At 60.1% G+C, this 25,249-nt stretch carries 20 protein-coding genes, 1 tRNA gene and 1 pseudogene; 6 read left to right on the forward strand and 16 right to left on the reverse strand.

Features of this window, described 5'->3' with window-relative positions; genetic code table 11:
- Window positions 1-6: 6 nt before the first annotated feature.
- From BFN10_RS17425 to BFN10_RS17445, 5 genes are all read right to left on the reverse strand, one after another.
- Entirely contained in the window at window positions 7-1,728 is a 1,722-nt protein-coding gene (locus tag BFN10_RS17425; RefSeq protein WP_071490724.1) for a ShlB/FhaC/HecB family hemolysin secretion/activation protein, read from the reverse strand.
- Between the two features lie 183 nt (window positions 1,729-1,911).
- Window positions 1,912-2,691 (reverse strand): IclR family transcriptional regulator, encoded by a 780-nt coding sequence (locus tag BFN10_RS17430; RefSeq protein WP_071490725.1) that lies wholly within the window; start codon window positions 2,689-2,691, stop codon window positions 1,912-1,914.
- A gap of 120 nt (window positions 2,692-2,811) precedes the next feature.
- Window positions 2,812-4,128: an MFS transporter gene (locus tag BFN10_RS17435; protein ID WP_058424970.1), complete on the reverse strand. Its 1,317-nt coding sequence runs from the start codon at window positions 4,126-4,128 to the stop codon at window positions 2,812-2,814.
- Window positions 4,129-4,214: 86 nt separating this feature from the next.
- Window positions 4,215-5,414, reverse strand: coding sequence for a CaiB/BaiF CoA transferase family protein (locus BFN10_RS17440; RefSeq protein WP_071490726.1), 1,200 nt, complete (start codon window positions 5,412-5,414; stop codon window positions 4,215-4,217).
- Complete coding sequence (locus BFN10_RS17445; RefSeq protein WP_071490727.1) at window positions 5,411-6,352, reverse strand: hydroxymethylglutaryl-CoA lyase; 942 nt, start codon at window positions 6,350-6,352, stop codon at window positions 5,411-5,413. Before BFN10_RS17445 ends, BFN10_RS17440 begins: the two co-directional genes overlap by 4 nt.
- 328 nt (window positions 6,353-6,680) lie before the next feature.
- Here BFN10_RS17445 and BFN10_RS17450 point away from each other — a divergent pair, with 328 nt between their 5' ends.
- Together BFN10_RS17450 and BFN10_RS17455 are read left to right on the forward strand one after the other, a co-directional pair.
- A complete protein-coding gene (locus BFN10_RS17450; RefSeq protein WP_071490728.1) occupies window positions 6,681-7,607 on the forward strand; it encodes an SMP-30/gluconolactonase/LRE family protein in 927 nt (308 codons plus the stop codon).
- Window positions 7,608-7,715: 108 nt separating this feature from the next.
- Window positions 7,716-9,002 (forward strand): CitMHS family transporter, encoded by a 1,287-nt coding sequence (locus tag BFN10_RS17455; protein WP_071490729.1) that lies wholly within the window; start codon window positions 7,716-7,718, stop codon window positions 9,000-9,002.
- Between the two features lie 86 nt (window positions 9,003-9,088).
- On the opposite strand, the gene BFN10_RS17460 is transcribed toward BFN10_RS17455, so the two are convergent.
- Genes BFN10_RS17460 through BFN10_RS17470 form a run of 3 tightly spaced genes read right to left on the reverse strand, consistent with a single transcriptional unit; the run spans window position 9,089 to window position 11,554 of the window.
- Window positions 9,089-9,757 (reverse strand): hypothetical protein, encoded by a 669-nt coding sequence (locus tag BFN10_RS17460; RefSeq protein WP_071490730.1) that lies wholly within the window; start codon window positions 9,755-9,757, stop codon window positions 9,089-9,091.
- Between the two features lie 3 nt (window positions 9,758-9,760).
- On the reverse strand, window positions 9,761-11,122 hold the full coding sequence (locus BFN10_RS17465) for a M48 family metallopeptidase (RefSeq protein ID WP_231999516.1): 1,362 nt from the start codon (window positions 11,120-11,122) through the stop codon (window positions 9,761-9,763).
- Between the two features lie 3 nt (window positions 11,123-11,125).
- Window positions 11,126-11,554 (reverse strand): hypothetical protein, encoded by a 429-nt coding sequence (locus BFN10_RS17470; RefSeq protein ID WP_071490731.1) that lies wholly within the window; start codon window positions 11,552-11,554, stop codon window positions 11,126-11,128.
- Between the two features lie 173 nt (window positions 11,555-11,727).
- Between BFN10_RS17470 and BFN10_RS17475 the strand changes: the two genes are divergently transcribed.
- Window positions 11,728-12,675 carry a helix-turn-helix transcriptional regulator gene (locus tag BFN10_RS17475; RefSeq protein WP_071490732.1) on the forward strand — a complete coding sequence of 316 codons (948 nt, stop codon included), beginning with the start codon at window positions 11,728-11,730 and terminating at the stop codon, window positions 12,673-12,675.
- A gap of 894 nt (window positions 12,676-13,569) precedes the next feature.
- Here the strand turns inward: BFN10_RS17475 and BFN10_RS17490 are convergent.
- From BFN10_RS17490 to BFN10_RS17510, 5 genes and pseudogenes are all read right to left on the reverse strand, one after another.
- Window positions 13,570-13,968, reverse strand: coding sequence for a hypothetical protein (locus BFN10_RS17490; protein WP_071490733.1), 399 nt, complete (start codon window positions 13,966-13,968; stop codon window positions 13,570-13,572).
- A 189-nt stretch (window positions 13,969-14,157) separates the two neighbouring features.
- Window positions 14,158-14,682, reverse strand: a complete 525-nt coding sequence (locus tag BFN10_RS17495; RefSeq protein ID WP_071490734.1) for a hypothetical protein — start codon at window positions 14,680-14,682, stop codon at window positions 14,158-14,160.
- Window positions 14,683-14,688: 6 nt separating this feature from the next.
- A pseudogene (locus tag BFN10_RS17500) lies at window positions 14,689-16,914 on the reverse strand (hemagglutinin repeat-containing protein); the annotation flags it as partial.
- Between the two features lie 124 nt (window positions 16,915-17,038).
- A tRNA-Asn gene (locus tag BFN10_RS17505) sits at window positions 17,039-17,114 on the reverse strand.
- A 60-nt stretch (window positions 17,115-17,174) separates the two neighbouring features.
- A complete protein-coding gene (locus tag BFN10_RS17510; RefSeq protein ID WP_071490736.1) occupies window positions 17,175-18,071 on the reverse strand; it encodes a LysR family transcriptional regulator in 897 nt (298 codons plus the stop codon).
- 100 nt (window positions 18,072-18,171) lie between these two features.
- Between BFN10_RS17510 and lldD the strand changes: the two genes are divergently transcribed.
- A complete protein-coding gene (gene lldD, locus BFN10_RS17515) occupies window positions 18,172-19,302 on the forward strand; it encodes an FMN-dependent L-lactate dehydrogenase LldD (protein WP_058424979.1) in 1,131 nt (376 codons plus the stop codon).
- On the opposite strand, the gene BFN10_RS17520 is transcribed toward lldD, so the two are convergent.
- Genes BFN10_RS17520 through BFN10_RS17530 form a run of 3 tightly spaced genes read right to left on the reverse strand, consistent with a single transcriptional unit; the run spans window position 19,299 to window position 22,875 of the window.
- Entirely contained in the window at window positions 19,299-20,531 is a 1,233-nt protein-coding gene (locus BFN10_RS17520; RefSeq protein WP_071490737.1) for a CaiB/BaiF CoA transferase family protein, read from the reverse strand. The two genes, lldD and BFN10_RS17520, sit on opposite strands and share 4 nt — an antisense overlap.
- Window positions 20,532-20,557: 26 nt before the next feature.
- Complete coding sequence (locus BFN10_RS17525) at window positions 20,558-22,087, reverse strand: 3-hydroxyacyl-CoA dehydrogenase (protein WP_071490738.1); 1,530 nt, start codon at window positions 22,085-22,087, stop codon at window positions 20,558-20,560.
- A gap of 2 nt (window positions 22,088-22,089) precedes the next feature.
- A complete protein-coding gene (locus BFN10_RS17530) occupies window positions 22,090-22,875 on the reverse strand; it encodes an enoyl-CoA hydratase (protein ID WP_071490739.1) in 786 nt (261 codons plus the stop codon).
- Between the two features lie 249 nt (window positions 22,876-23,124).
- Between BFN10_RS17530 and BFN10_RS17535 the strand changes: the two genes are divergently transcribed.
- The gene (locus tag BFN10_RS17535; protein ID WP_071490740.1) at window positions 23,125-23,994 is read left to right on the forward strand and encodes an IclR family transcriptional regulator; all 870 of its coding nucleotides are present in this window, start codon (window positions 23,125-23,127) and stop codon (window positions 23,992-23,994) included.
- Window positions 23,995-24,063: 69 nt separating this feature from the next.
- Window positions 24,064-25,218 carry an acyl-CoA dehydrogenase family protein gene (locus BFN10_RS17540; protein ID WP_071490741.1) on the forward strand — a complete coding sequence of 385 codons (1,155 nt, stop codon included), beginning with the start codon at window positions 24,064-24,066 and terminating at the stop codon, window positions 25,216-25,218.
- The last annotated feature ends 31 nt before the right edge of the window (window positions 25,219-25,249 follow it).

Below are 25,249 nucleotides of genomic sequence, written 5' to 3' on the forward strand. Positions count from 1 at the left end.
AAAAAATTAAAGGAAGAAATCCATACGGAAGTAGATCGGCGCTTCACGTTCAGTGATCGGCCCCGGTCGTTCCAAAGAGTGTGCAAAGGTCACTGTGGCCGCGACGTTCTTGCCGCGAGCAAACAGTTCCAGGGAATTGCTGGTCATGCGCCCATGCTGTTCGGCGTTGTAGCGACCGTGGCGGATCACGCCCTGGTCGTAGCCGAGGCTGGTGCCGTATTCGCTGAACACCGGCTGCATCCAGGCCCAGGTCACCGGGCGGCTCCAGCGCAAATCGTTGCGCCAGTAGCCGCCGCTGTCGCCGGACAGGCTTTGATCCTTGTAGCCGCGAATCGAGGACTGCCCACCCAGGCTCATGCGTTGCGGGCTGAACAGCACGTCTTCGCTGCGTTGGCCGGTCATCAGGCTGCTGAAGCTGAATGACTCGCCCCATAGCTTGAACGGGTACAGGTAGCTCAGGGTCGCGGTGTATTTGCGGTAGCGCGCATCGGCCTGGCCGGGGCGTGGGTTGTGGTTGGCCTGGGCGTCGAAGGCGCCGATGCCGTCCTGCATGCCCAGGTCGATGTTGAGGAATGAACCGCCAATGCGCCGGCCGTGGTTGATGCCAAATTGCGCTTCGCTGAGGCGGTTGCTGCTCAGGGCGAGCTTGCTGTCCTCGATGAAGTTGTTGGTGCGCAGGTAGGCCACGCCGGTGCTCAGAGAAGTCTTGCTCAGGGCGTCGCGGTGGACGACCCGCTCCAAGCGCAACTGGTGGCTCTGGCTGTCACCGGACTGCTTGAAGTTGAAGCCGCTGGCCTGGGCCAGGGAGCGGTATTCAGTCTCGCTGTAGCTGTAATTGAGGTTCCACCAGCCAAACGGCAGGTTGTAGTTGAGCATTGAGTTGCGCGAGGTCTTCTGGTGGTCGCTGACGGCATCGTGGCCGCCGCGCAGGGAGAGTTGGTCGGCAAGGCCGAGAGGGTTATCCCAATCCAGGCTGGCGCCCCACTGCTGCTCGCCAGTGGCGCGCTGGCCGCCGTTGTGACGCGACAGGCCGACGCGCCAGGGTTTCTGCGGGGTATTTTTGACCAGCACTTCGCTGCCGCCTACTTCTTTGCCGGGAGCCAACTCCATCTGGGCCTGGTTCGAGGGCAGACGATTCAGTTGATCCACCATCTGCTCGATTTCACGCAGGTTGAGCAATTCACCCTTTTTGCCTGGAAAACTCATCGCGAGTTGCCGGTCGGTGATGCCGCTGCCCTGCTCGCCCTTCAATCCTTCGAGCCTGCCTTCGACTACCTGGATCTTGAGCACGCCGCTGGAGAGGTCTTGTTGCGGCAGGTAGGCACGGCTGGTGACCAGTCCTTTGGCCAGGTAGTGGTCGGTGATGAGCTTGAGCACCTCATTGAGTTGCGGTACGCCCAGGCATTGCCCGATGTAGGGCTGGATCAGCGCGTTGCGTTCGCGTTCAGACAGCGCGTCGGCACCGGTGAGTTCGATGGCCTTGATGGCGAAGCAGCGGGTGTCAGCAGGCGCCGTCGGTTTGGCAGGAGCGACGGCTTTGCCGGGCAGGTCCTTGAGTTCGTCGAGGCGGCGTTGTTGCTCTTGAAGCAGACGATCCTGGCGATCACGGATCAGATCAGTGACGCCCGGGGTGCTCTGCGGGGTCGCGCCTTGAGCCGTCCCGGCGAAGCCCAGGCAAAAACAAGCGGACAGCAGGCCAAGCCTGGTCCGGCGTACCAAACGCCACATTTCTAGATCCCTCTATATGGCGTAGTGCCATCAATGAGCGGCGATCTTAAGATGGCGATATAGTGGCGTCAATTAAATGTACAACTTTGTACCACTACCGACTCCAAGAGAATGGGTATTGCCGGCCTTGGGTGGGCCGACTGCTGCCTCTCACAACATCGGCCCTAAGCGGTCGCTCGCCGGTTAACGACGGACCATCGATTCGCCCAGACGTGTCAGAGCTGCACGTAGTTCTCGGTCATTACCTCCGAGCGCATTACTGGCGATGGCTGCGTTTCTCAACAGGATCGACGCCGCATGTTCGATGTGCTCCTTGAGCAGACGGTCGGACGGACCGGACAAGGTCAGCGCCCCTTTCAACTCATGGCCCATGGCAAACACCGGCACTGATACGGCGGTAGTTTCCGGGTCCCGCTCGCCGAAGGAGCAGGCCCAGAAGCGTTCGCGGACCTCGGTCAATGCAGGCTCCGCATCGCGGGAAAAGGCCCGAAGGATCTTGCCTGACGCTCCGGCCTGCAACGGAAAGCGCGCGCCTTCCAGCACCGAAACCCGCACCGCACGCTTGGGCTCGACCCGAAACAACACGACGCGGCTGCCGTTTTCCAGCACGTAGAACGAAGAGGTTTCACCGCTTTCCTCAGTGATCGACTCCAGCAAGGGGTGAATCACGTCGCGCAGTCGGAACGAGGTCTGGTACAGCTGCGACAAACGCAGAGGCTCAGGGCCGACCGAGTAACGACCATCGGTGAGGCGACGGACGAACCCGGCTTTTTCCAGCGAGGCGATCAGGCGCAGGATGGTGCTTTTGTACAACCCCGTCCGCCGCGCGATTTCGGCCAGGGCCAGACAGTCCTGCTCGATGCTGAAGGCCGACAAAATGGCAAATGCGCGGTCGACGGCAGCCACGCCGCCTTCGGCACTGGCGGCCTGGTCGGAAAGGTTTTTTTCAGATTCGGTAGTCATAGACACTCATTGTCGATTCGTCGCTCGCAGGCGGCGGATGATTCGCAAACCACCCCGCCAACCCGCAAGACAATATCAGAGCCGCCCGATCCCTTCTGAAAAAAGTGCAGCCGCTGCTCACTACTCGCGCAGGAAGAAGCGAAGCGAGACGACCATTGCTGCGGCAACGAACATGATGCAGCCCATGACCATCAGACCTGCGGTGAACGACCCGGTGTAGTCCTTCAAAAAGCCCATCAGGTAAGGCCCGACAAACCCGCCAAACGCGCCAATGGAATTGATCAGTGCGATTCCACCCGCTGCGGCTTGCCCGCGCAGGAACTTGCCCGGCAAAGTGTAGAAAATCGTCTTGCCAGCGATCGTGCCGATCAGCGCTAAAGTAATCCCTGCCAGTGCCGGAACCAGCGCGTCCATTCGCAGCGCCAGGATTAACGCAAAGCCTGCCAGCAGCATGGCCACGGTCAGGTTGAAAATGCCTTTGCCGGTACGGTCCACATGTTTGGCCCAGATCAGTAGCGCTACAGTGGCAAAGAAGTACGGAATGGCCGCAACCCAGCCGATCATGCTGACTTCGACACCATGGGCCTTGAGCATCTGCGGCAACCAGATACCGATGCCGTAGGAGCCCAGGGTGAAGCTGAAGGTGATCGAGCTGAGAATCCACACGCGTGGGTCTTTGAGTGCGGCCTTGAAGCCATGGCTGTGCTGACCCTTGCTCTGCTCTTCGGCGAGCATGCCGGTCAGCACATGGCGTTCTTCGGCGGTCAGCCATTTGGCCTCGGCCGGGTGGTTGGTCAGCACCTTCAAGGTAATCAAACCGAGGATGCACGCTGGCACCCCTTCGATGAGAAACATCCATTGCCAACCCGCAAGCCCGAGCAAACCGTGCATCTGCAACAGCCAGATCGACAGCGGCCCACCCACCAGAAACGAGATCGGCGTGGCCACGGTAAACCAGGCCAACACCCGCGTGCGGTATTGCGCGGGGAACCACAGGGTAAGGAAGAAAATCACGCCGGGAAAGAAGCCGGCTTCAGCGATGCCGAGGATCAAGCGCACAATATAAAAGCTGTACGGCCCGACGATCATCGCGGTGGCAGCAGCGGCCAGGCCCCAAGTGATCATGATCCGCGCCATCCACAGGCGGGCGCCGAAACGGTACATCGCCAGATTGCTCGGCACTTCGCACAGGCAGTAGCCGAAGAACATGATGCCCGCGCCAAGGCCGAACTGCGTGGCGGTCAGGCCCAACTGCTCGGTCATCTGCAACGCGGCGTAGCCGACGCTGGTGCGGTCCAGGTAATTGAAGAAATACGCCAGCGCGAGCAAGGGGATCAAGCGCCAGGCGGCCTTGTGCAGGACGCGGGTCTGTTCGGCATCCAGGGAGCGCACGCTGCTGATATCGCTGCTGTGCGGGGGTGTCGTGACGATGGCCATGACGGGTTTCCTCAGCATTTATTTTTATAAGGCTGACGGCGGGAATGTCCGTCAGCTACAGGAATCAGGAATCCCTTCCAGCGGTATCAGCGAACGATGCCACGCCCGCGCAACGCTTCGATGTCACCCGACGCGTAGCCCATTTCTTCGAGCAGCTCGGCAGAGTGACTGCCCATTTGCGGCACATTGAGGCGGGTATTGAAGCGACGACCATTCATCTCGAACGGCAGCATTGGCACCTTGACCGCGTCGCCATTCTCCAGCGTCAGATGGGCCAGCCCACCCGACTCGTTCAGGTGCCGGTCCTCGAACAGGTCCTGCGGCCGCTGGATCGGCGAAAACGGCAGGCCCGTCTGCTCGCACAGGTCCATGACCTCCTGCTTGCTCATTTGCGCCAGACGCTCGCGGACCTGCGGCAGAATCCTCGCCCGGGCCTGCACGCGCTGGGTGTTTTTCGCCAGTCCAGGGTCGCGCCCCAGCTCTGTAAAGCCAAAACCCTGGCAGAAATTGACCCACTGGCTGTCGCTCACCACGCCCATGAACACCTGCTCATCGCCCAGGGTATTGAACACGTCGTAGATCGCCCAGGCTGACAAACGACTGGGCATCGGCGCGGCAGGCTTGCCAGTGGTTGCCATCTGCATCATGTGTTGCCCCACCAGAAACGCTGAGTTCTCGAACAGCCCGGTCTGCACGAACTGCCCTTCCCCGGTGTTTTTGCGTTGCCACAGCGCCGCCAGAATCGAGATGGCGCTGAACATACCGCCCATTACGTCATTGACCGAGGCACCGGCGCGTAGCGGGCGGCCTTCGGGACCCGTCATGTAGGCCAGGCCCGTCATCATCTGCACCACCTCGTCCAGCGCAGTGCGATGTTCATACGGCCCCGGCAGAAAGCCTTTCATCGAGCTGTAGATGATGTCCGGCTTGATCGCCTTGACCTGCTCGTAGCCCAGGCCGAGCTTGTCCATGGCGCCGGGACGAAAGTTCTCGGTGACCACATCGGCGCTTTCGATCAGCTTGCGCACCGCGGCCATGCCTTCCTCGGTCTTGATGTCAACCGCGAAGCTTTTTTTGTTGCGGTTGTAGGTCATCCAGTAGCCAGCGCCGGAGCCGGTCAGGCGACGCGTGTTGTCACCCTCGGGCGTCGGCTCGACCTTGATCACTTCAGCGCCGAGGTCAGCCAGCACCAGCCCACAGGTCGGGCCCATGACCATGTGCACGAACTCGACCACGCGCACGCCTGCCAGCGGCAGCGCCTGAAGGTTCCGATTGAGCAGGCTCATCGCGCACCTCCGGCGTAATGGAAATTCTTGCCGACGCCTGCGTCAGGGATGAAGCCATACAGCGGCTCTCCCGGCAGGCCCTGTTTCAGCCAGGCGCGAGCGGCCACCAGCTTGTCGATGTCCACGCCGGTGCGCAGGCCCATGGACTCGAGCAGGTAGACCAGATCCTCGGTCACGATATTGCCCGACGCCCCCGGCGCATACGGGCAACCGCCGATACCGCCCTGAGAGGCATCGATGGTGGTGACGCCAACGTCCAGCGCCGCGACCACATTGGCCAGGCCCTGCCCACGGGTATTGTGAAAATGCGCGCTGCCGGCCTTGCTGCCGATCTCGTTGCGCAGACGGGTGAACACGCGACGCACCTGCGCCGGATTGGCGTACCCCACAGTGTCGGCGAGCCCGACTTCATCGACGCCCAGCTCGACCATCGTAAGGGCCATGCGCAGCACGTCGTCCTCGGGCACCTCGCCCTGAATCGTGCAACCGAACACCGTCGACAGCCCGGCCTCGACCTCGACGTGCGGGAAGCGCTCGTTGCGCAGGGCCATCACCGTGCGCACTTCGTCGTAGACCTGTTGATGGGTCTTGCGGATGTTGGCCAGTGAATGGGGCTCGCTGACGGAAATGGGCAGGGTGATCTTTTGTACGCCCGCGTTGAACGCTGCCTCGGCGCCCTTGAGGTTCGGCACCAGCGCGGTAACGAACACGTCCGAACGCTGACGCATGTGCGCCACCAACTCGGCGGCATCGGCCATTTGCGGCAGCAGTCTGGGGGACACGAACGAGCCGACCTCGATCTCCTTCAAGCCAGCGTCGGCCAGGGCCGTCAGCCAGTGAAGCTTGAGCGCAGTGGGCATGGTCGCGCTAATGCTTTGCAGGCCATCACGGGGGCCGACCTCGCTGATCAGGATGTCCAGGTTGTTATTAGAGTTCATCGCCGGGTCTCCGGGTGGTGGAATGCAATAGTTCTATCTGACAGAACACTGTTCTGAAATAATCATGAGCCGACAAAATCCCACTGTCAACGCCTCTCATCCCGAGCGATGCGCCAGGGCGCTCCCGAGTGCGTTGGGAGTGCCTGGTGATGAATGGCGAAATGAAAAACAGACAATCCCGGTGGGTTGACAGCTGAAAAAATAAAGTCGAACCTTGTTCTATCTGCAAACACAACGTTCTGTCAGATAGAACAAAAACAATAAGGCGAAAAGGTCTCGTCACCAGCAAGATCGGTGCTTTCCGTTCGCCCCCGTAGGAGCTGATCCTGTGAGCCTGTATGCCCCGCCTCGCGATTTGTCGACCCGCGTGTTCACCACGCTGCCCGAAGAATTCTGGAAAGACGGCGACTCCGACTGGGTACGCGCCAACAAACCAGGGCAGAAGGTCAAAAGCTTTCTCGAAGGGCCGTCCTTCGACCGGGACGGCAACCTGTACGTCACCGACATTCCCTACGGCCGCATCCTGCGCATCGACCCTCAAGGCCACTGGACGTTGATCGCCGAGTACGATGGCTGGCCCAACGGTTTGAAAATCCACCGCGACGGGCGGATTTTCATCGCCGATTACAAGCAAGGGATCCTGACGCTCGCTCCGCACACCGGCGCGGTGACGCCGTTCCTCACTCACAGTCGCAGCGAAGGCTTCAAGGGTGTCAACGACCTATTCTTCGATGCCGGCGGCAAGCTGTACTTCACCGATCAGGGCCAGACCGGCCAGCAGGACCCGACCGGTCGCGTCTACGCCTATGATCTGGAAAAGCAGACCCTCACGCGTCTGATCGACAACGGCCCGAGCCCCAATGGCCTTGTCATGGACCTCGCGCAGAACGCGCTCTTCGTGGCGATGACCCGGGGCAACGCTGTCTGGCGCCTGCCGATCCAACGCGACGGCGGCACCAGCAAGGCGGGCATTTTCACCGCCATGGCCGGGGGCGTCAGTGGCGCCGACGGCATGGCGCTGGACAGCGAAGGCAATCTGTATGTGTGCGATGCCGGTAACGGCTGCGTCTGGGTGTTCGACCCTCACGCCGTGCCGCTGTACCGCATTCGCTCGTGCACCCAAGGCCGCACCCTGACCAACCTGGCGTTCGGTGGCGAGGGCAATCGGCAATTGTTCATCACCGACTCTTCTACCGGTTCCATCCTGGTCACCGACCTGCCCCACAGCGGCCAGCCGATGTTCTCGCACCACTAAACCCGCAACACGCTGAATCCTGTGCGCCTGCTGCACCGGCTTCGTTCGGCCCGAAGAACGCGAGCCGTCCCGCGCTCGCCCCCTACAAAACCAATAAAAGGGATGCCCATGTTGATCTTTCTGAGCTACGCCATGATCGTCTGCTTCATGTACCTGATCATGAGCAAGCGCCTTTCACCGCTGGTGGCGCTGCTGCTGGTGCCGATCCTCTTCGGTTGCCTCGGCGGTTTCGCCACGCAACTGGGCGGCATGATGTACGACGGCGTGAAGATGCTCGCCCCCACCGGCATCATGTTGACCTTCGCGATCCTGTATTTCTGCATGATGACCGACGCCGGTCTGTTCAACCCGCTGATCAAGGTGCTGTTGCGGCTGGTCAAGGGCGATCCGCGCAAGATCGTTGTCGGCACCGCCGTGCTGGGGTTGTGCGTTGGCCTGGACGGCGACGGCGCAACCACGTACATCATCGCCACAGCAGCTTTTTTGCCGCTGTATCGTCTGACCGGCATTCGTTTGCAGGTCATGGCCACCGTGCTACTGCTGGCCATCGGGGTGATGAACATCCTGCCGTGGGCCGGGCCGTTTTCGCGAGCGGCCAGTGCCATGCACGTCGACATCACCGAGCTGTTTTTACAGATGGTTCCCATCATGATTGCTGGCGGTGTATGGGTGATTTTTGCCGCCTGGTGGCTAGGTCGAATGGAATACCGCCGTTTGGGTATTGTCAGCGTCAGCGAAGACAAGGTGCTCGAAGGCTACGCACACGTTCGCCTGAGCGACCCGAAATTTCTGTTCAATGTGGTCCTGACGGTCGCCCTCATCAGCTCGATGATGCTCAGCCTGATGCCGCTGCCGATCCTGTTCATGGTCGCCTTCGGCCTGGGTTGCCTGATCAACTACCCGACGCTCAAACAGCAGAAGGAAGTCATCGGTCGGCACGCCGACAATGTGTTGGCCGTGACCCTGCTGATTTTTGCGGCGGGCATCTTCGTCGGCATCATGGGCGGCACCGGGATGATCAAGGCTATCTCCGATAACCTGATCGCCATCCTGCCAGAGCAGGCTGGCCACGGCATGTCAGTCATCACCGCGCTGCTCAGCATGCCGTTCACCTACGTCCTGACCAACGACGCGTTCTATTTTGGAGTGCTGCCCATCCTCGCCGAAACCGCTGCCCACTACGGCATCGGCCCCCACGAAATGGCCATCGCATCGTTGATCGGCCAGCCAGTGCACCTGCTCAGCCCACTGGTGGCCTCCACTTACCTACTGTGCGGGCTGCTGGACATTGACTATGGCGATAACCAGCGGGTCTCGCTGAAGTGGACCTTCGGCACCGTGCTGGTGATGTTGGTCGCGGCCATCGCAACTGGCGCGATCACGGTCATAAACTGAATGCTCAACAGGTTGATTTGCGGATCTGGATGTCAATGCAGCGAGGCAATTTCAACAACCCTGAACCGGCTCTACCGTACAACCGCTCAGGAATCGCGCTGAGTGCCCTGGCGCAGCGCATCAAGATGTTGTTGGGCCTGGGCGGCTTGGCAATAGGCGTTGAGGATGCCTGCGATCTGGTCGTCATCCAGGGTATGGCCCTCATGCATCAGGCCGGCGGATTGAATCAGGATCTGCGGCTGGGGTTTGTTCAGGGCCAGCGCCTGGTTGCCGAACAGCTGTCGCGTGGCGCGATGCACAGGCAGGGGCGCACCGGGTCGCAAAATCAGTTTCTGCACCGTCAGCCAGCCTTCCTCACTGACGCTGACGTCGGCAATTTCGACGAGATCGACCGGCGCACTCAAGGTGTCCACAAACAACTGGCGGCGGGTCAGGCGCATAAAGGCATGTTGCCCGGCGTTGCGGTGCTGCCAAGTGAGCAGTACGAACACCACGGCCATCACCGCAGCACACACGGCCAAGCCGTTGTAACCTCGGTGCAGCCCGAAGCCCAGCAAGCCCAGGGCAATCAGCAAAAACAGCGGACCGCGCACCTTGTAACGGCGCGAATTGGTGAATGCGGTCTGCTCGGGCACGCGATGGATGACCTGCTCGAGTTCGGCGATCGCACGCTCGCGCTGAGCTTCGCGGGAGTCGGCATATTCCTGACTGAGTGTGCTGGCGAGATCCGACAGCGGATCGGAGGGTTGGGTCATGGGTCATTCTCCTTGAGCGATTGATATAGGCGGTGATACAGGCAGCCCGACATCGGAGGACGATGCATGGGTGAGTTGGCTGAACCAGTGGCGGTCGTGCTCGGTAGGCACACGAGTGGCCTGGGCCAGCAGGTCGTCATCCAGTCGCACGCCCAGTTGCTGCATGCGCAGTGCTGTCGACGGGTGCGTATCGAACGGGTGCGCGATGGCATGGTCCAGCGCTGCCTTGTCCAAGCGCAGCGGTGTATGAAGCAGGTGGTCGGTAAGGGCCTGGATCAGGTTCGGGTGGCGCTCGGTGAGCAGCGTGTGGATCTCCCCGTCGAGCGCGATAACGCGTAACAGTGCCTGGCAGAATAAGCGCTCACCGCCGATGTTGCCGCCCACCCTATCTGCGACCAATTCCTGGGCGCGGCCCCAGTGGTGCACCGCCAGTTGAAAGTGGTGCAGGAAACGCTGCGTCATCCAGATTGCCGGGCGCTCGACCCACGCCGGGTCGGCATCCCCAGCGCTGATATACGAAAAGTGCAGGCACATCAGGCTGAAATGCGCCCCGATCTCGCTGCCCCGTTCGGTGTCGCGACTGCTGAAATGGCCTAGCTCATGGCCGATGATCGACGCCGCTTCGGCCTGGCTCAGGCTCGAGAGGTAGGTCAGCGGCAAGTAAAGGGTGCGCCCGCTGAGCACGTCACCGGCGGGTTGCAGCGCGACATCGACGCTGGTGACGAAAAACGCCTGGTCGATGCCCACCACGATATGGTCGGGCACCGGCGCACCGGCCGTATTGGCCAGTTGCTCAACCCATGCCCATAAGGCCGGTGCCTTGGCGCGCCCCAGGGTTTGGCCCAGAAACGCCGAGGAAGGCCGGTCCAAGGCGTGCCATTGCCGGCGCAACCGCTCAATCAACAGACAGCCTGTCCAGAGCACGGTAATCACTGGCACCGCCACCAACAGCATGAACCAGCCGCCGGCCTTGAAGTGGCTCCAGCCCCAGCTCAGTTCATACAGCAGGCACAGCGCCAGCGCGCAGACCAGCAGCCCGGTGTAGGCCACCAACCAGTGGCCCAGAGCACGCCAGCAGAGGAACAGACGGCCGTAGAGAAAGTCCTTGGATTGCCGCGCGCGCCATGCGTCCAGCCGCATCTTGAGCCATGTTGAGAACCCGGCCACCAACGCGGCGATGGCCAGCCAGTACGCCAACCCCGCCAGGGCCTGACGCACACGCAGCCAGGCGTAGTCGCCGTTGACACTTTGCGCGTCCCGCAGCACTTCATCGGCGCGCCAGCTCTGAAGACTGGCCCACCCCATCAGGGCCAGCGGCAGTACCAGTATCGTCAGCGCCCACGACCACCGTGCGAATCGACCCACTGCTCAGTTGGCCTGCAAATAATCGGTCAGGAATGCCTGCGCATTGCCTTGGCTGGACAGGAACTCGTCATAGCCAACGTTCAACGCTTGAGCTTCGCCGGGCAAGTACAGCTCGCCCCAGCCTTGACGCAGCACCAGCACGACGAACTTCTGGCCGTCCACGGTGGTGGAATAGCGGGTGTCCTTGCCGGTCTTTTCCACGGCCATTTTCTGGATCTTCATGTTCCAGTCGTGGTCCACGCCCTCTACCTGCACCAGCGCCTGATTGTCACTGCGCGCGCCGATGCGCAGGGTCCAGACTTTCACGCCGCCTTCGCCGGCATAGGCCAACACTTTTTCCGCGACTTCCGGGCGGTTGTCAGCCTGGGCGATCCCCGCGATCACGGCCAGAACCAGGCCCAGCAGCGCTGCCCACTTGCGATATATCAACATTTACGGCTTCCTCGACAGTTCAAAGCCGACCATTGAAATCAACGCGCCGACGCCTGCCAAGCGGTGCGGCCGTGGCGCACAATAATAAGGCCGTGGCTCACAACAACTGATCGGCCTGCCCGATGTCGATATCATGCAACGCTGCCCACCCGCTCTGACGGACGCTTTTGCCAATGGACCGCCGCAACCCCTATCTGGACACCCACTTCTGCTTCGATCACCCAGAGGCCCTGGACCAGGCCGGTGTATTCGATGACAGCGCGCAGCAGGTCATGGGCAGCGCGATCGGCCATTACCGTGCGCAGACGGTGCGGCCGCACCTGCAGTATTTCGACTGCAATTTGCAGTTCCCCGAACCGTTACGCATCCACAAGGTGCTGCCCGACAGCGTGTGCATCGTGCAGGTACTGGGTGGGCAATGGCAGCATCAGGTAGACGGCCGGCTAAATGAATACACCCCCGGCGCGCCCCATGTGCTGGGCTTGAGCGAAAGCATGGAAGCCATGGACCAGATGCCTGCCGGCAGCCGTGCGCGCATGGCCGGGCTGCGCATCGGCGGCGACTACCTACGCCAATTGGCCGAAGAAGACCCGTCACTGCAATCGCTGGCCAGGCTGCTCGACGATGGCATGCACTTTTCAGAACTGCACGGCTGTCGCGCCGTCGGGCGTTTGTTCGAGCGCCTTTATCACTCGCCCTACCAGGGGGCGTTGGAACGGCTGAACCAGGAAAGCCTGAGCCTGGCCGTGCTGGTCGAGCTGGCCACGCACCTGGCGCCACAACCGGCCAAGCCCACGGCCCCGTTGCGCAGCCATTCGGACCTGGCACATGAAGCACGCTTCAAGCTCGACGCAAACCTGATGAAACCACCCGGCACGCTGGCGCTGGCACGGGAACTGGGCGTGGGTGAAACCACCCTCAGACGTGCCTTCAGCCGGGTGTACGGCCAATCGATGCTCGATTATGTGCGCCAGCAGCGCCTGGAACTGGCGCGCACCCTGCTGCGCCAACGCAAATGGCACGTGGCGCAGATTGCCCACCGCCTGGGGTACGCCAACCCTGCCAACTTCAACCACGCCTACAAGGCGTACTTCGGTCATCCGCCTGGGGCTGAATCCTGACGTTCGCTACGCCGACTCTGCCGTCTTTGGTTGAAACCACTGCAGCGACTTTCATGGGGCTTCCCTCTGAATCGTAGGATTAGAGACGGCTTCATGCTGGTCACGCTGTGCGCTTTGATCCCCCCAGAGAAATCCAAGGCAAAAAAAAGCCTGCATCTCTGCAGGCTTCTCTTTATGTCGCTATCTGGCTCCACGACCTGGACTCGAACCAGGGACCCAATGATTAACAGTCATTTGCTAGCTGTTAGGTGCACTGGGGCCACGACGAAATGTGGCGCAGAAAATAGGTTAGCTGCATAGCGTGGGTCGCATGAATGCGTCACGCCAGGAAAGTTAGTCGGGTTGGGTTGGCTTGTCAAAGCAGGACATTTCAATGACCTGTAGGAAAAGGAGTCGTGCGCTGTCAGCTACTGAGCAACCTTTATGCCTCACTTAACTTCCTGACCAACGTAGCCGCCATTAGCCTCAATGTTCTGCTCTCTACCTCAAACCCCTCATATAGAGCACGTATGACCTGCGCCGCGTCAAGAATATAGCCAGCCAAAAAAACTGATTCAATTGATTCAATTGCATGAATGACAACCGACTCATCTTTAGTTTTTAGAAGCGCCAGCAATACGCGCAACGCCCACTCATCCTTCGAATCTCCGAAAGACTCCGCACACCGCCCTCGCCAGACTTGAGACTTTGCCAGAAGAGCAGATTAAAGTTCGTTCCAGCTTGAATTATCAAATTGAGAGATCTTGGAGGCCGCGATATCAACACCCACATCACTCCAATAATCTTCTGAGACTATAGAGCCCAGCAAACATTCATATTCCCCAAACACACTTCACCTACAAAACCTGAGAAAAAACAAAGACAAAGTGGCGACTTTAAATTCTCAGCGATCACTCAGGGTTCAACAACCATGCTATTTACAAACCTTAAACCCTGCTCATCACGAACGGCATATACGCTCTCATATTGAAAAGAGAGTACAAATCTCAGTTCTGTTTCTATTGAAAGCCCAACAAGAAAATTCTGAATGTCTTTTGAGCTCTCAGATAAAGATCTGATTGGCGCATGAAACGCACCTCGCACACTTACTTTCCAGCTAGCCTCTACGCCTTCGGCAGCAACATCATCATGAGGAAAAACACGGCGAAACGCAAAATAGCAATTTGAACAATCAAAATTCCCAGTCAAATATTCCTGCTCAATTGTATACCCGCCCGCCAGCTTGGATATCACCGCGGAAATCGCATCAAATGAAATGCCTTCCTCAATCTCAACACTCATGGTAATGGTCATTTTTAAGCCTCTATTATTCTGCTGGCGCCAAGCAGATCTTTCCCGGTGATCCGGCTCAGATCGATACCGGTGATCAAGGATCCCTCAGGGTCTGACCCCATTTACTGCGCGGGGTCTTACTGCGCGGCGTCTGCCCCCGTTTATACTCTTTATTTGATCGCCCCAGCATACTTGGTTCCAAATTTACTTCTATTGAAACGACCAGTCATGCACCGATATCAATTCGATCTTCTGATTAGACTCATACTCCAAGGGTGCTCTATAGTCGGTAATAAAGCTAATCCCCTCTATATATTCACCATTTTCAATAATCAGAAACTCATCATCCACTTCATTAAAATCCAACTCGTAAAAATCCTCAAGCAGCAGTAGGTCACTGCCAGGCATAACCACTTTAAACTTCCCTTGATAGCCTCTACCAACCACTATCCTATATAGCTTATTGCCCTCCCCAAAATCCAATGAAACCCAGTCATTCCGATAGCTGAAAGACTCCACGACTGCACCTATACCGATGGCGGAGCCCACCGCCGTTCGAACGCCAATCCAACCTGAACTTTCGAGCAAAATTTTATTAAGAGCGGAGTTTGAGTCGTACCACTCCACAGCGCCAATTTTTTCCTGAACACAGGAAAAATCTTCGCCCAAATAAAAACCAGCCGCACTCAAGCCAGGACTCAACTCAGCCATAAGATCAGGAACTAATAAAGTCATTCACCATCACTCCCAGTTTTTCCATTCCCCAGCTTCATATTTTAACCGACTTCCCTGCTTATCATAATACTGCTGATAGCTGGTTATCGTTCCAGGCTTGAAACCTGTAAGGTACTGGTCGTCCGCACTATCAACATCAAGGGTGACAATCCCCGACATTTTTTCGGCGAGTGCCCTACCCAGCTTCGTTTCAAGCTCGTCCAGCTTTTTACCTAGCGCCTCACCATATTCGGTGTTCTCAACAAGCTTCCCTACTGCCAGTTGCATCATGCCCTTCGGACCTTGGGCAAGGGCCAGGACATACCCGATTGCTTCAATACTTTCAGGATGAGCTTGCCGGTAGGCATTTATGTTTGAGACGAATGTCAATGTCGCTTGTTGCGCGTTTTGCTCACCCTCAGTGACCACTGGTGTCTTGATGACCAAAGACCCGGCAGCGGACGACATATACTCATCCACCATCGGCCCAACGTCTGCCTGCGTCTTTTTCAGCACAACATCGTTGACGTGCATGATGTTGTCGAGCTGCGCGAGCACGCCCTGCTGAAAGCCCGGATCTCTCATCATTGCCATGGCATCGGCACGGCTCTTGCCAGAAAGAATCAACGCTTCAAGAGTATTTTCCGCCAAGTCCTTGCCGCCAATGGCAAGAGCGCCCGCATCCATCTTGCGACCAAGAGCAGCCTCCACCTTATTGATAATGGCGTTCATGCCAGTGCTGGCTGCGTCCCAGTTCTCCTTGGATTTCTTGTCGTAGTTGTACACGCCCAAGGCCAGTTTCTTGGCCGTATCGAGAGGATGGAGTGCATCCTCGACCGATGAACTGCTGACGTAGAGATCTGTACGCGACTCTTTGTCTTGAGTGACCTCATAGGCTTTGCTGACATCACGATTCAGACCGGCCGTTGAGTCAGCCCCTGTCTCGGCATCATTGCGCACGACAATGTCACCCGCCCCCACGGTGGCACGAACAGCTTGTTCTCGCTCTTTATCGTACTTCCAACCGCTGATACTTGCGCTGGTCTCGCCTTCTTTGCCTTTACCAACCTGAGTCGGATCCTGGGTCGTGGCTGTCTTGCTGTTAGCTGACGTGAAAGTACCGCCGACGTTCAGGTAGTAGCCGTGTTCTTTGTCTTCTCCCGCAATATCACTGAAACCGAGGGTACGGGTGTCCAGCTTTAGGTTGCCGGTATCCGAGGCAATCAGCGCTCCATCGATTTGAGTGTGATTCTCCGTGCGGATGTCCACTTTGTCCTTGGCAGTAATCCGCGTCTGGTCTTCGACCCAATTGGTCTTGCCGCTGGTCTGGCCAAAGCCGACTGAACCGCTGACACCGGCTCCCGGGCCAATGGTAACGGTCGCATTGATGTCGAACTCTTTACCTTTGACCTTCCCCGTGTCTGCCACCGAGGCGACATTAAGGTCACCTCCAACACGGCCAACGACTTCATCACCGCGTAAAGTGGCACCCGCAATGTTGGTGTCCTTGCCGCTGGTGAAGCCTAGGCGATCACCGGCATAGAGATAGGCATCTTGTTGGCGCTTACTATCACGCTCCAGGTTGCCCTTTCCGAGACTGACACTGGCGTAGACGCCAAAGCCCTCGGAACCAATTGTAATGCCGACTTCCCCCCCGCCGCTGCTTCGATTGCTGTCGTTGGTAGCACCGTTCTGTTCAGAACGGATATTCAAGTCATTTCCTGCCTTGAGGTCGATATCGCGGCCAGCTTTGGCTTGCGTCCCTATCAGGTTCAGATCATTGCTGGCATCAAGATTGATCGCACGACCGGCATCCAGATTGGTGGCAGTAGCGGACTCACGATTACGGTCTTCATTGGCTACGCCATGACTGCCGCCCACGCCCACCTTGATACCACCGCTGGAGCCGCCATGAATTCCGCCCCAGCTCTGGCTTTGGGTGTTTTCCTGGCTGACACCGCCTTTAGCAACATCGAGTGTGACATCGCGACCTTTGATGTTGATGTCGCGACCCGCACCCACTTGGCTGCCCTTGATCGTGACATCGTTACCGGCCGACAGATCGACGTCGTTACCCGCCTTGAGGGTTGATGAACGATTAGTTTGCTCAACAACCTGCTCGCTGGAACTCTGCTTGCTGTTACCAAATTTGGCATCGCCTGTCGGGCCATTTATAAACTGGCCCATGGCATCCAATGCCTTCAGCGTACTGGACCCCTTACTGACGTTATCCTCCCCTTTCCCCGCCCCGCTCCCTCTGAATCGTAGGATTAGAGACGCCTTCATGCCTATCACGCTGTGCGCTTTGATCCCCCCCAGAGAAATCCAAGGCAAAAAAAAGCCTGCATCTCTGCAGGCTTCTCTTTATGTCGCTATCTGGCTCCACGACCTGGACTCGAACCAGGGACCCAATGATTAACAGTCATTTGCTCTACCAACTGAGCTATCGCGGAATGCGCCGTATGTTACTGATTGAAAAGGAGAAGTCAAGCTTTCTCTGGCACTCGGCGTGATTAAACCGGATGGCCGGTTGAAACGGCGTGCTCCCTGGCCAGTTCCAGCCAGGCCAGGGCGGCGGGTGGCAGGTGGGCGCTGGCGCGCCAGGCCAGGGCGATGTGCCAGTCGGTGTGGGGTTCGTCCAGGGGGATCAGGGCGATGCCGGGGTGTTGGTGTTTGTGCGCCAGCATGCGTGGCACGAAGGCTACGCCCAGGCCGGCGGCGACCAGGTCGATGATGAAGTCGATCTGCCCGCTGCGGGCGGTCACCTTGGGGGTGACGCCCTTGCGCTCGCAGGCGGCGAGAATCTTGGCGTTGAGGGCGAAGCCGGCTTCAAACAGGATGAACGGCGAATCGGCCAGGTCGGTGAAGTCGATACGTTCAAGGCGGGCCAGCGGGTGGCTGATGGGCAGCACCGCCATCAACGGTTCGTTGCGCACGGGTTGGAAGTCGAAGTCTTCGTCCACCGGCAGCAGCAGCGCAGCCAGGTCGACCTCCCCTGCTTCCAGGCATTCGCGCAGTTTTTTGCTGCCGTATTCGGTCAGTTCGATGTCGATGTCCGGGTAACGGCTGCGGTAGGTGGCGAACATGGTCGCGAACAGCACGCCGCAACCCACCGGCGGCAGGCCGATGCGCAGTACGCCGCGCTTGAGGCCGCACAAATCGTTGATCTCGGCCACCAGGTCATTGCGCTCGGCGAGCAGCACCAGGGCGCGGCGGTAGGCAATTTCGCCGGCGGCGGTGAGTTCGTTGCGATGCCCCAGGCGATTGAGCAGCGGCGTGCCCAGTTCGTCTTCCAGGGTCTTGACCGCCTTGCTCACGCTGGATTGAGTCAGGGACACCACCTCGGCAGCCTGGGAAAAACCACCCTGGCGTACCACTTCTACAAAGGCACGCAATGTTCTCAGGTTCATCAGTATTCCTTTGGCGACTGGCTGCCAGCGATAAAAGTTGTTTTTATCATGCCAGAGAATTGCCTATCCTGAAGCCACCTTGCCCGTGGAGCCTCTAAAAATGATCATCTCGTCCGCCTCCGACTACCGCGCAGCCGCCAAGCGCAAGCTGCCGCGCTTCCTGTTCGACTACATCGACGGCGGCGCCTACGCCGAGCACACGATGCGTGCGAACAGTTCGGACCTGGCCGAGATCAGCCTGCGCCAGCGCATCCTGCGCAATGTAGACAATCTGAGCCTGAAGACCACGGTGTTCGGCCAGGAACTCGACATGCCGGTGATCCTCAGCCCGGTCGGCCTGACCGGCATGTATGCGCGGCGCGGTGAAGTGCAGGCAGCCAAGGCGGCGGCGAACAAGGGCATCCCCTTCTGCCTGTCGACGGTGTCGGTGTGCCCGATTGAAGAAGTGGCGTCGCAAAGCGCGCAAGCGATCTGGTTCCAGTTGTATGTGCTCAAGGACCGCGGCTTCATGCGCAACGCGCTGGAGCGCGCGCAAGCGGCCGGTGTGACGACGCTGGTATTTACCGTGGACATGCCCACGCCCGGCGCACGGTATCGCGATGCCCATTCGGGCATGTCCGGCCCGTTCGCCGCACAGCGACGCATGCTGCAAGCCGTCGCCAAGCCGCAATGGGCCTTCGATGTGGGGTTGATGGGCCGTCCCCATGACCTGGGTAATATCTCCAAATACCTGGGCAAACCCACCCACCTGGAAGACTACATCGGCTGGCTGGCGAACAATTTCGACGCGTCGATCAGCTGGAAAGACCTGGAGTGGATCCGCGAGTTCTGGAAAGGCCCGATGATCATCAAAGGCATCCTCGACCCCCAGGACGCCAAGGACGCGGTGAGTTTCGGCGCCGATGGCATCGTGGTCTCCAATCACGGCGGCCGCCAATTGGACGGCGTGTTGTCCACCGCCAAAGCCTTGCCGCCGATTGCCGATGCAGTGGGCGATGACCTCACCGTATTGGTGGATTCCGGCATCCGCTCCGGGCTGGACGTGGTGCGCATGCTCGCCCTGGGTGCCAAGGCGTGCCTGCTGGGACGCGCCACCGCCTACGCGCTGGCCGCCGATGGCCAGCACGGCGTGGAAAACCTGCTGGACATCTTTGCCAAGGAGATGCGCGTGGCCATGACCCTGACTGGCGTCACGTCCATCGCGCAGATCGACCGCACCACCCTGGTCTAACCCTGCTGTTCAACGATCCCGCGGGCCTTGAGTCGGGCCAGTTGCTCCGGTGACAAGCCCAACCGCTCGCCGAGGATGTCGTCGGTGTGCTGCCCCAGCCTCGGCGCCGGCCGCTGGTACTCCACGGGGGTGCCGGACATTTTGATCGGGCTGCCGACCATGGCGAACTCCGGGTTTTGCGGATGGGGGATCTTCACCATCAGGTTGCGCGCGATCACCTGGGGTTCTTCCAGGGATTGCGCGATGGAGTTGATCGCCCCCACCGGCACCTTCGAGGCATGGATACACGCCACCCACTCATCGGCACTGCGCCCCAGAAAGTGCGCCGAGAGCAGCGCGACAATCTCTTCGCGATGGGCCACGCGGTCGGCGTTGCGGCGAAAGCGCGGGTCGTCCGGCAAATGCGCCAGGCCGATGCTCTGGCACAGCGCGACAAACTGGCTGTCGTTGCCACAGGCGATGATGAAGTCGCGGTCGGCGGCACGGAACACCTGGTAAGGCACGATATTGGCGTGGGCATTGCCATAACGCTGCGGCACCTTGCCCGAGGCCAGGTAGTTCATGCTTTGGTTGGCCAAGGTCGCGACCTGCACATCCAGCAACGCCATATCAATGTATTGGCCCACGCCGGTGCGCTCACGGCTGAGCAGCGCGGCCTGGATCGCCACGGTGGAATACAGGCCGGTCATCAGGTCGGAGAACGCCACGCCGACCTTTTGCGGGCCGCCGCCGGGCAAGTCATCGCGCTCGCCGGTGATGCTCATCAGGCCGCCGATGCCCTGGATGATGAAGTCGTAGCCCGGCTCCTCGGCACGCGGGCCGGTCTGGCCAAAGCCGGTAATAGAGCAATACACCAGGCGCGGGTTGAGCTCGGCCAGGGTCGCGTAGTCCAGGCCGTAGCGGGCCAGGGAGCCGGCTTTATAGTTCTCGATCAACACATCGGAACTGGCCGCCAGCGCCCGTACCAACTCCTGGCCTTCGGGGCTGGCGATGTCGATGGCCACGGATAACTTGCCACGGTTGGTCGACTGGTAATACGAAGCCTCGCCGGACGACTCACCGGTGTCGGTCTTCATCCACGGCGGGCCCCAAGCACGGGTGTCGTCGCCGCTTTTCGGGCGTTCGATCTTGATCACTTCCGCGCCAAGGTCAGCCAACACTTGCCCACACCAGGGGCCGGCCAACACACGGCTCAGATCCAGCACCCGCAAACCTGTCAATGCACCCATTGTTCTTATCCTGTGAGGTTGGGAAATCAGCCGGCTTTCGGCGCTTCATGGCGCAGGGAAATACCCAGCAGCGCCCGCCGCCGCAACCACGGGCTGGGGCGGTAGCGCGGGTCGTGGGTGAGCTCGCTCATGCGCTGTAAAATCGTGAGCAGGCGTCGTGGCCCGAGGGCATCGCCCCAGGCCAGCGGGCCGTTGGGGTAGCCCAGGCCGAGCTGCACGGCCTGGTCGATATCCTCGACACTGGCGATGCGCTGCTGGGCAATGTCGCAGGCGAGGTTGACCACCATCGCCAAGGTGCGTTGGGCCACAAAACCAACGCTGTCGCCGATCACCGTGACGCCCACGCCATCCGCTGCGAGCAAGGCGTGAGCGGCATCGCGCATCGCCGGGGCCGTCAGCGGGTTTTGCATCAGCGTGCGGTGGCGCGACAGGTCCGTCAGCACATCGATGCACAGCGTGTGCGCCGGGTCGGTATCGAAGTGCACGCACGTGCTGGTGGCATCGCGGCCGTAAGGCGCCAATAGGCATAACGCCTGTGGCGACGGTTGCGCAGCGTGTTCCAGATGGGCGCCCAGGTCGATCACCAGGGCACTCAAGCGCTCGTAGTCTTCACTGTTTTCCGTGGCGATCCACACCGGTGGCAGCGGTTGCACCGTGGGCACCGGCTGGGGTTGCGGGCCGTTGATGAGCTGGCCGTGTTCATACTGATAGAAGCCGTGCCCGGTCTTGCGCCCCAGGCGGCCGCCCACCAGCATCTGCCGGGTCAGGGGCGACGGTTTGTAGCGGGGCTCCTGGTAGAACTGGTTGTAGATCGACTCCATCACCGGGTGCGACACGTCCAGGCCGGTGAGGTCCAGCAGCTCCAGCGGCCCCATGCGGAACCCGGCGCCGTCGCGCAGGATACGGTCGATATCGCCGCGCTCGGCGATGCCTTCTTCCAGCATCTTCAGGGCTTCGGTGCCGTAGGCCCGGCCGGCGTGGTTGACGATGAAACCAGGCGTGTCCTTGGCGCGCACGCCGCGATGGCCGGTGCGTGCAACCAGGGCCAGCAATGCCTCACCGACCTTGGGCGCGGTGGCCAGGCCATCGATCACCTCCACCACGCGCATCAACGGCACCGGGTTGAAGAAGTGCAGGCCCGCCACACGTCCGGGGTGCCGGCAACCAGTGGCGATGGCCGTGACGGAGAGTGAAGACGTGTTGGTCGCCAGGATGCACGTGGGGCTGACAATACCTTCAAGCTGTTGCAAGAGGCCGCGTTTGGCGTCGAGGTTTTCCACGATGGCTTCCACCACCAGGTCGCAATCGCGCAGGTCCTCAAGGCGGTCGATCACCTGCAAGTTGGCCAACGCTGCGTCCACCGCCGCCTGGCTGATCTTGCCCTTGCCCACCAACTTCGCAAATGTACCACCGAGGCTGTCACGGGCCGCTTGCGCAGCGCCGTCGCGAGCATCGAACAGGCATACCCGAACACCGGCCTGAGCAGCGATTTGCGCAATGCCCGCGCCCATGACACCGGTGCCCACCAGGCCCATCGTGTTGATAGCGTCGCTCATGCTTATTCCCCCCGGTACTGCGGCGTGCGTTTTTCGAAGAACGCCGCAGCGCCCTCCTTCTGGTCCTTGGAGTCGAACAACAATTGGAACGCCTTGCGCTCCAGCACCAGGGCGCTTTCCAGCGGCAGGTCGGCACCGGCCAGCATCACCTCCTTGATCTGCTCCACCGCCAACGGCGGCAGCGCGGCGATCTGCGCGGCCAGTTCCAGGGCGCGGGGCAGTGTCTGATCGTCGCTGACCATCTCGCTGAGCATGCCCATGGCCAGGGCTTCCTTTGCGCTGACCATGCAGCCGGTGAGCGCAATGCGCATCGCCTGGAATTTACCCACCGCCCGCACCAGCCGCTGGGTGCCGCCCGCCCCCGGCATCAAGCCCAGCTTGACCTCCGGCTGGGCAAACCGCGCCGACTCGCCCGCCACGATCAGGTCGCAATGCATCGCCAGCTCACAGCCACCGCCCAGGGCAAAACCATTGACGGCCGCGATCACCGGCTTGGGGCAGCGACTGATGGCTTCCCACAGATATTCGGTGTGGCGGCGGTACATATCGATCGCCCCGGCAGCGGCGAACTCCTTGATATCCGCACCTGCGACGAAGAACTGTTCGCCCCCCGTCAGCACAATGGCACGCACATCCTGACGGCGAGCCAAAGCGCGAAAGTGCTCGGCGAGCGCTTCACGCACCTGGGTATTCAGGGCGTTCTTGACTTCGGGGCGATGGATACGGACCACGGCCACGCCATTGTCCTGGACGTCGAGGGTCACCACGGGTGGGTTAGCGTTGGTCACATTGACTCCTGCTGCACAGTTCTTGTTAGTTGGATTGCACTTGTTTCGCTATGCGAAATAACATTCCGTATTTATCGATAATCATAAGTATCGTCCCCACAGGTGTAAACGTAAAAACCCGAACTCATGCACATACAGTCTTTAACCTGCTGTTTTATTGGGGTTTATCGCATCAAATAATCGCTAGGCAAAAAGTTGCTTAGTTTCGCTGTGCGGAATACTATTTTGTTTTGTTGATTTTATAAAAAAATGAGGCTTAACATGCGCCGTCGAAACCCGGACTCGGACAACAACCAAGTCCCAGCAGGCAACAACGCCTTCGAGCATTTGTTGATTGACCCGATGCACAACGATGAGGAGGAAGACAAGGACCGCCAGTTCGTCACCGCCCTGGCCCGTGGCCTGGAACTGCTGCGCTGTTTCACGCCGAGCGAGAGTGTGCTGGGCAACCAGGAACTGGCGCGCAAGACCGGGCTGCCGAAACCGACGATCACCCGCATGACCCACACCCTGACCCGCTTGGGTTACCTCAGGCACCTGCCGCAGTCGGGCCGGTACCAGTTGGAGGTGGGCGTGATGGCCTTCGGTTACGCCATGTTGTCGAACCTGTCGATCCGCGCCGTGGCCCACCCGTTGATGGAGACCATGGCCAAGTACGCCCAGGCGGCCGTCGCGATGGCCACCCGCGACCGCCTCGACGCGGTGTACCTGGATGTGGTCCAGGGCGAAGCCAACATGACCATGCGCCGCCAGGTCGGTACACGGTTGCCGTTGCACTTGAGTTCAGCAGGCCGCGCCTGCCTGGCAGCGATGCCGGAAAACGAGCGGGAGTTCATTCTCGACCACATCCGCCAGCGCCATCTGGAGGACTGGCCGAACATCCGCAAGGGGCTGGAACGCGCCTTCCGGGACTACACCGATTTCGGCTATTGCATGTCGATCGGTGAGTGGCACCGCGATGTCAACGCCATCGGCGTACCGCTGCGACACGCACAACACGGCTTGCTGGCGTTCAACTGTGGCGGACCGAGTTTCCACCTCTCCCGGGAGAAACTCGAAGACGACATCGGCCCCCGCCTCAAGCACATGGTGAACAATATCGAGGCCGCCACCCGCTAGCTGGACAGGTGCATGGCCTCGGCAGATTGACGATAACAGGCCCGCCGAACGGGCCGCTGAGGGCTGCACATGATCCGAGACGCACAAACCCTGCATATCCTGGTGGACGCCATTGCGCAGTTCGTCGATGAAGCGCTGATCCCACGGGAAAACGAAGTCGCCGAAACCGATGAAATCCCGGCGGACATCATCAGCCAATTCCAGGACATGGGCCTGTTCGGCCTGACCATTCCCGAAGCCTACGGCGGCCTGGGCCTGACCATGGAGGAAGAGGTGACCATCGCCTTTGAACTGGGGCGCACCTCCCCGGCCTTCCGCTCCTACTTCGGCACCAACAATGGCATCGGCTCCATCGGCATCCTGCTCGACGGCACCGATGCGCAGAAGGAACATTACCTGCCGTTGCTGGCCAGCGGTGCGCTGCTCAGCTCGTTCTGCCTCACCGAACCCGACTCCGGCTCCGACGCCGCCTCGCTGAAAACCACCGCCGTACGCGATGGCGACCACTACGTGATCAACGGCACCAAGCGCTTTATCACCAACGCACCCCACGCCGGGATTTTCACGGTGATGGCGCGCACCGACCCGGCGATCCGCGGCTCGGGCGGTATCAGCGCGTTCATCATCGAACGTGACACGCCAGGCCTGTCCCTGGGCAAGCGCGATCACAAGATGGGCCAGCACGGCGCGCACACCAGCGACGTGATCTTCGACAACGTCCGCGTGCCAGCCAGCCAGTTGATCGGTGGCGTGGAAGGCGTGGGTTTCAAGACCGCCATGAAGGTCCTCGACAAAGGCCGCCTGCACATCGCCGCCGTCAGCGTGGGCGCCGCCGAGCGCATGCTGGGTGACGCGCTGAACTACGCGATCGAACGCAAGCAATTCGGCCAGCCGATTGCCGAGTTCCAGCTGATCCAGGCCATGCTCGCCGACAGCAAGGCCGAAATCTATGCGGCGCGCTGCATGGTGCTCGACGCCGCCCGCAAGCGTGACGAAGGCCGGGACATCGGCACCGAAGCTTCTTGCTCGAAGATGTTCGCCACCGAGATGTGCGGTCGCGTCGCTGACCGCTGTGTGCAGATCCATGGCGGCGCCGGCTATATCAGCGAGTACGCCATTGAACGTTTCTACCGGGATGTTCGCCTGTTCCGCCTCTACGAAGGCACCACGCAGATCCAGCAACTGGTGATTGCCCGCAACATGATTCGCGCGGCGCAACGCTGAGCACCACCCATACCCAATGCCCTAACAACTA

This window comes from Pseudomonas extremorientalis, assembly GCF_001870465.1.
Classification (GTDB): Bacteria; Pseudomonadota; Gammaproteobacteria; order Pseudomonadales; family Pseudomonadaceae; genus Aquipseudomonas; species Aquipseudomonas extremorientalis.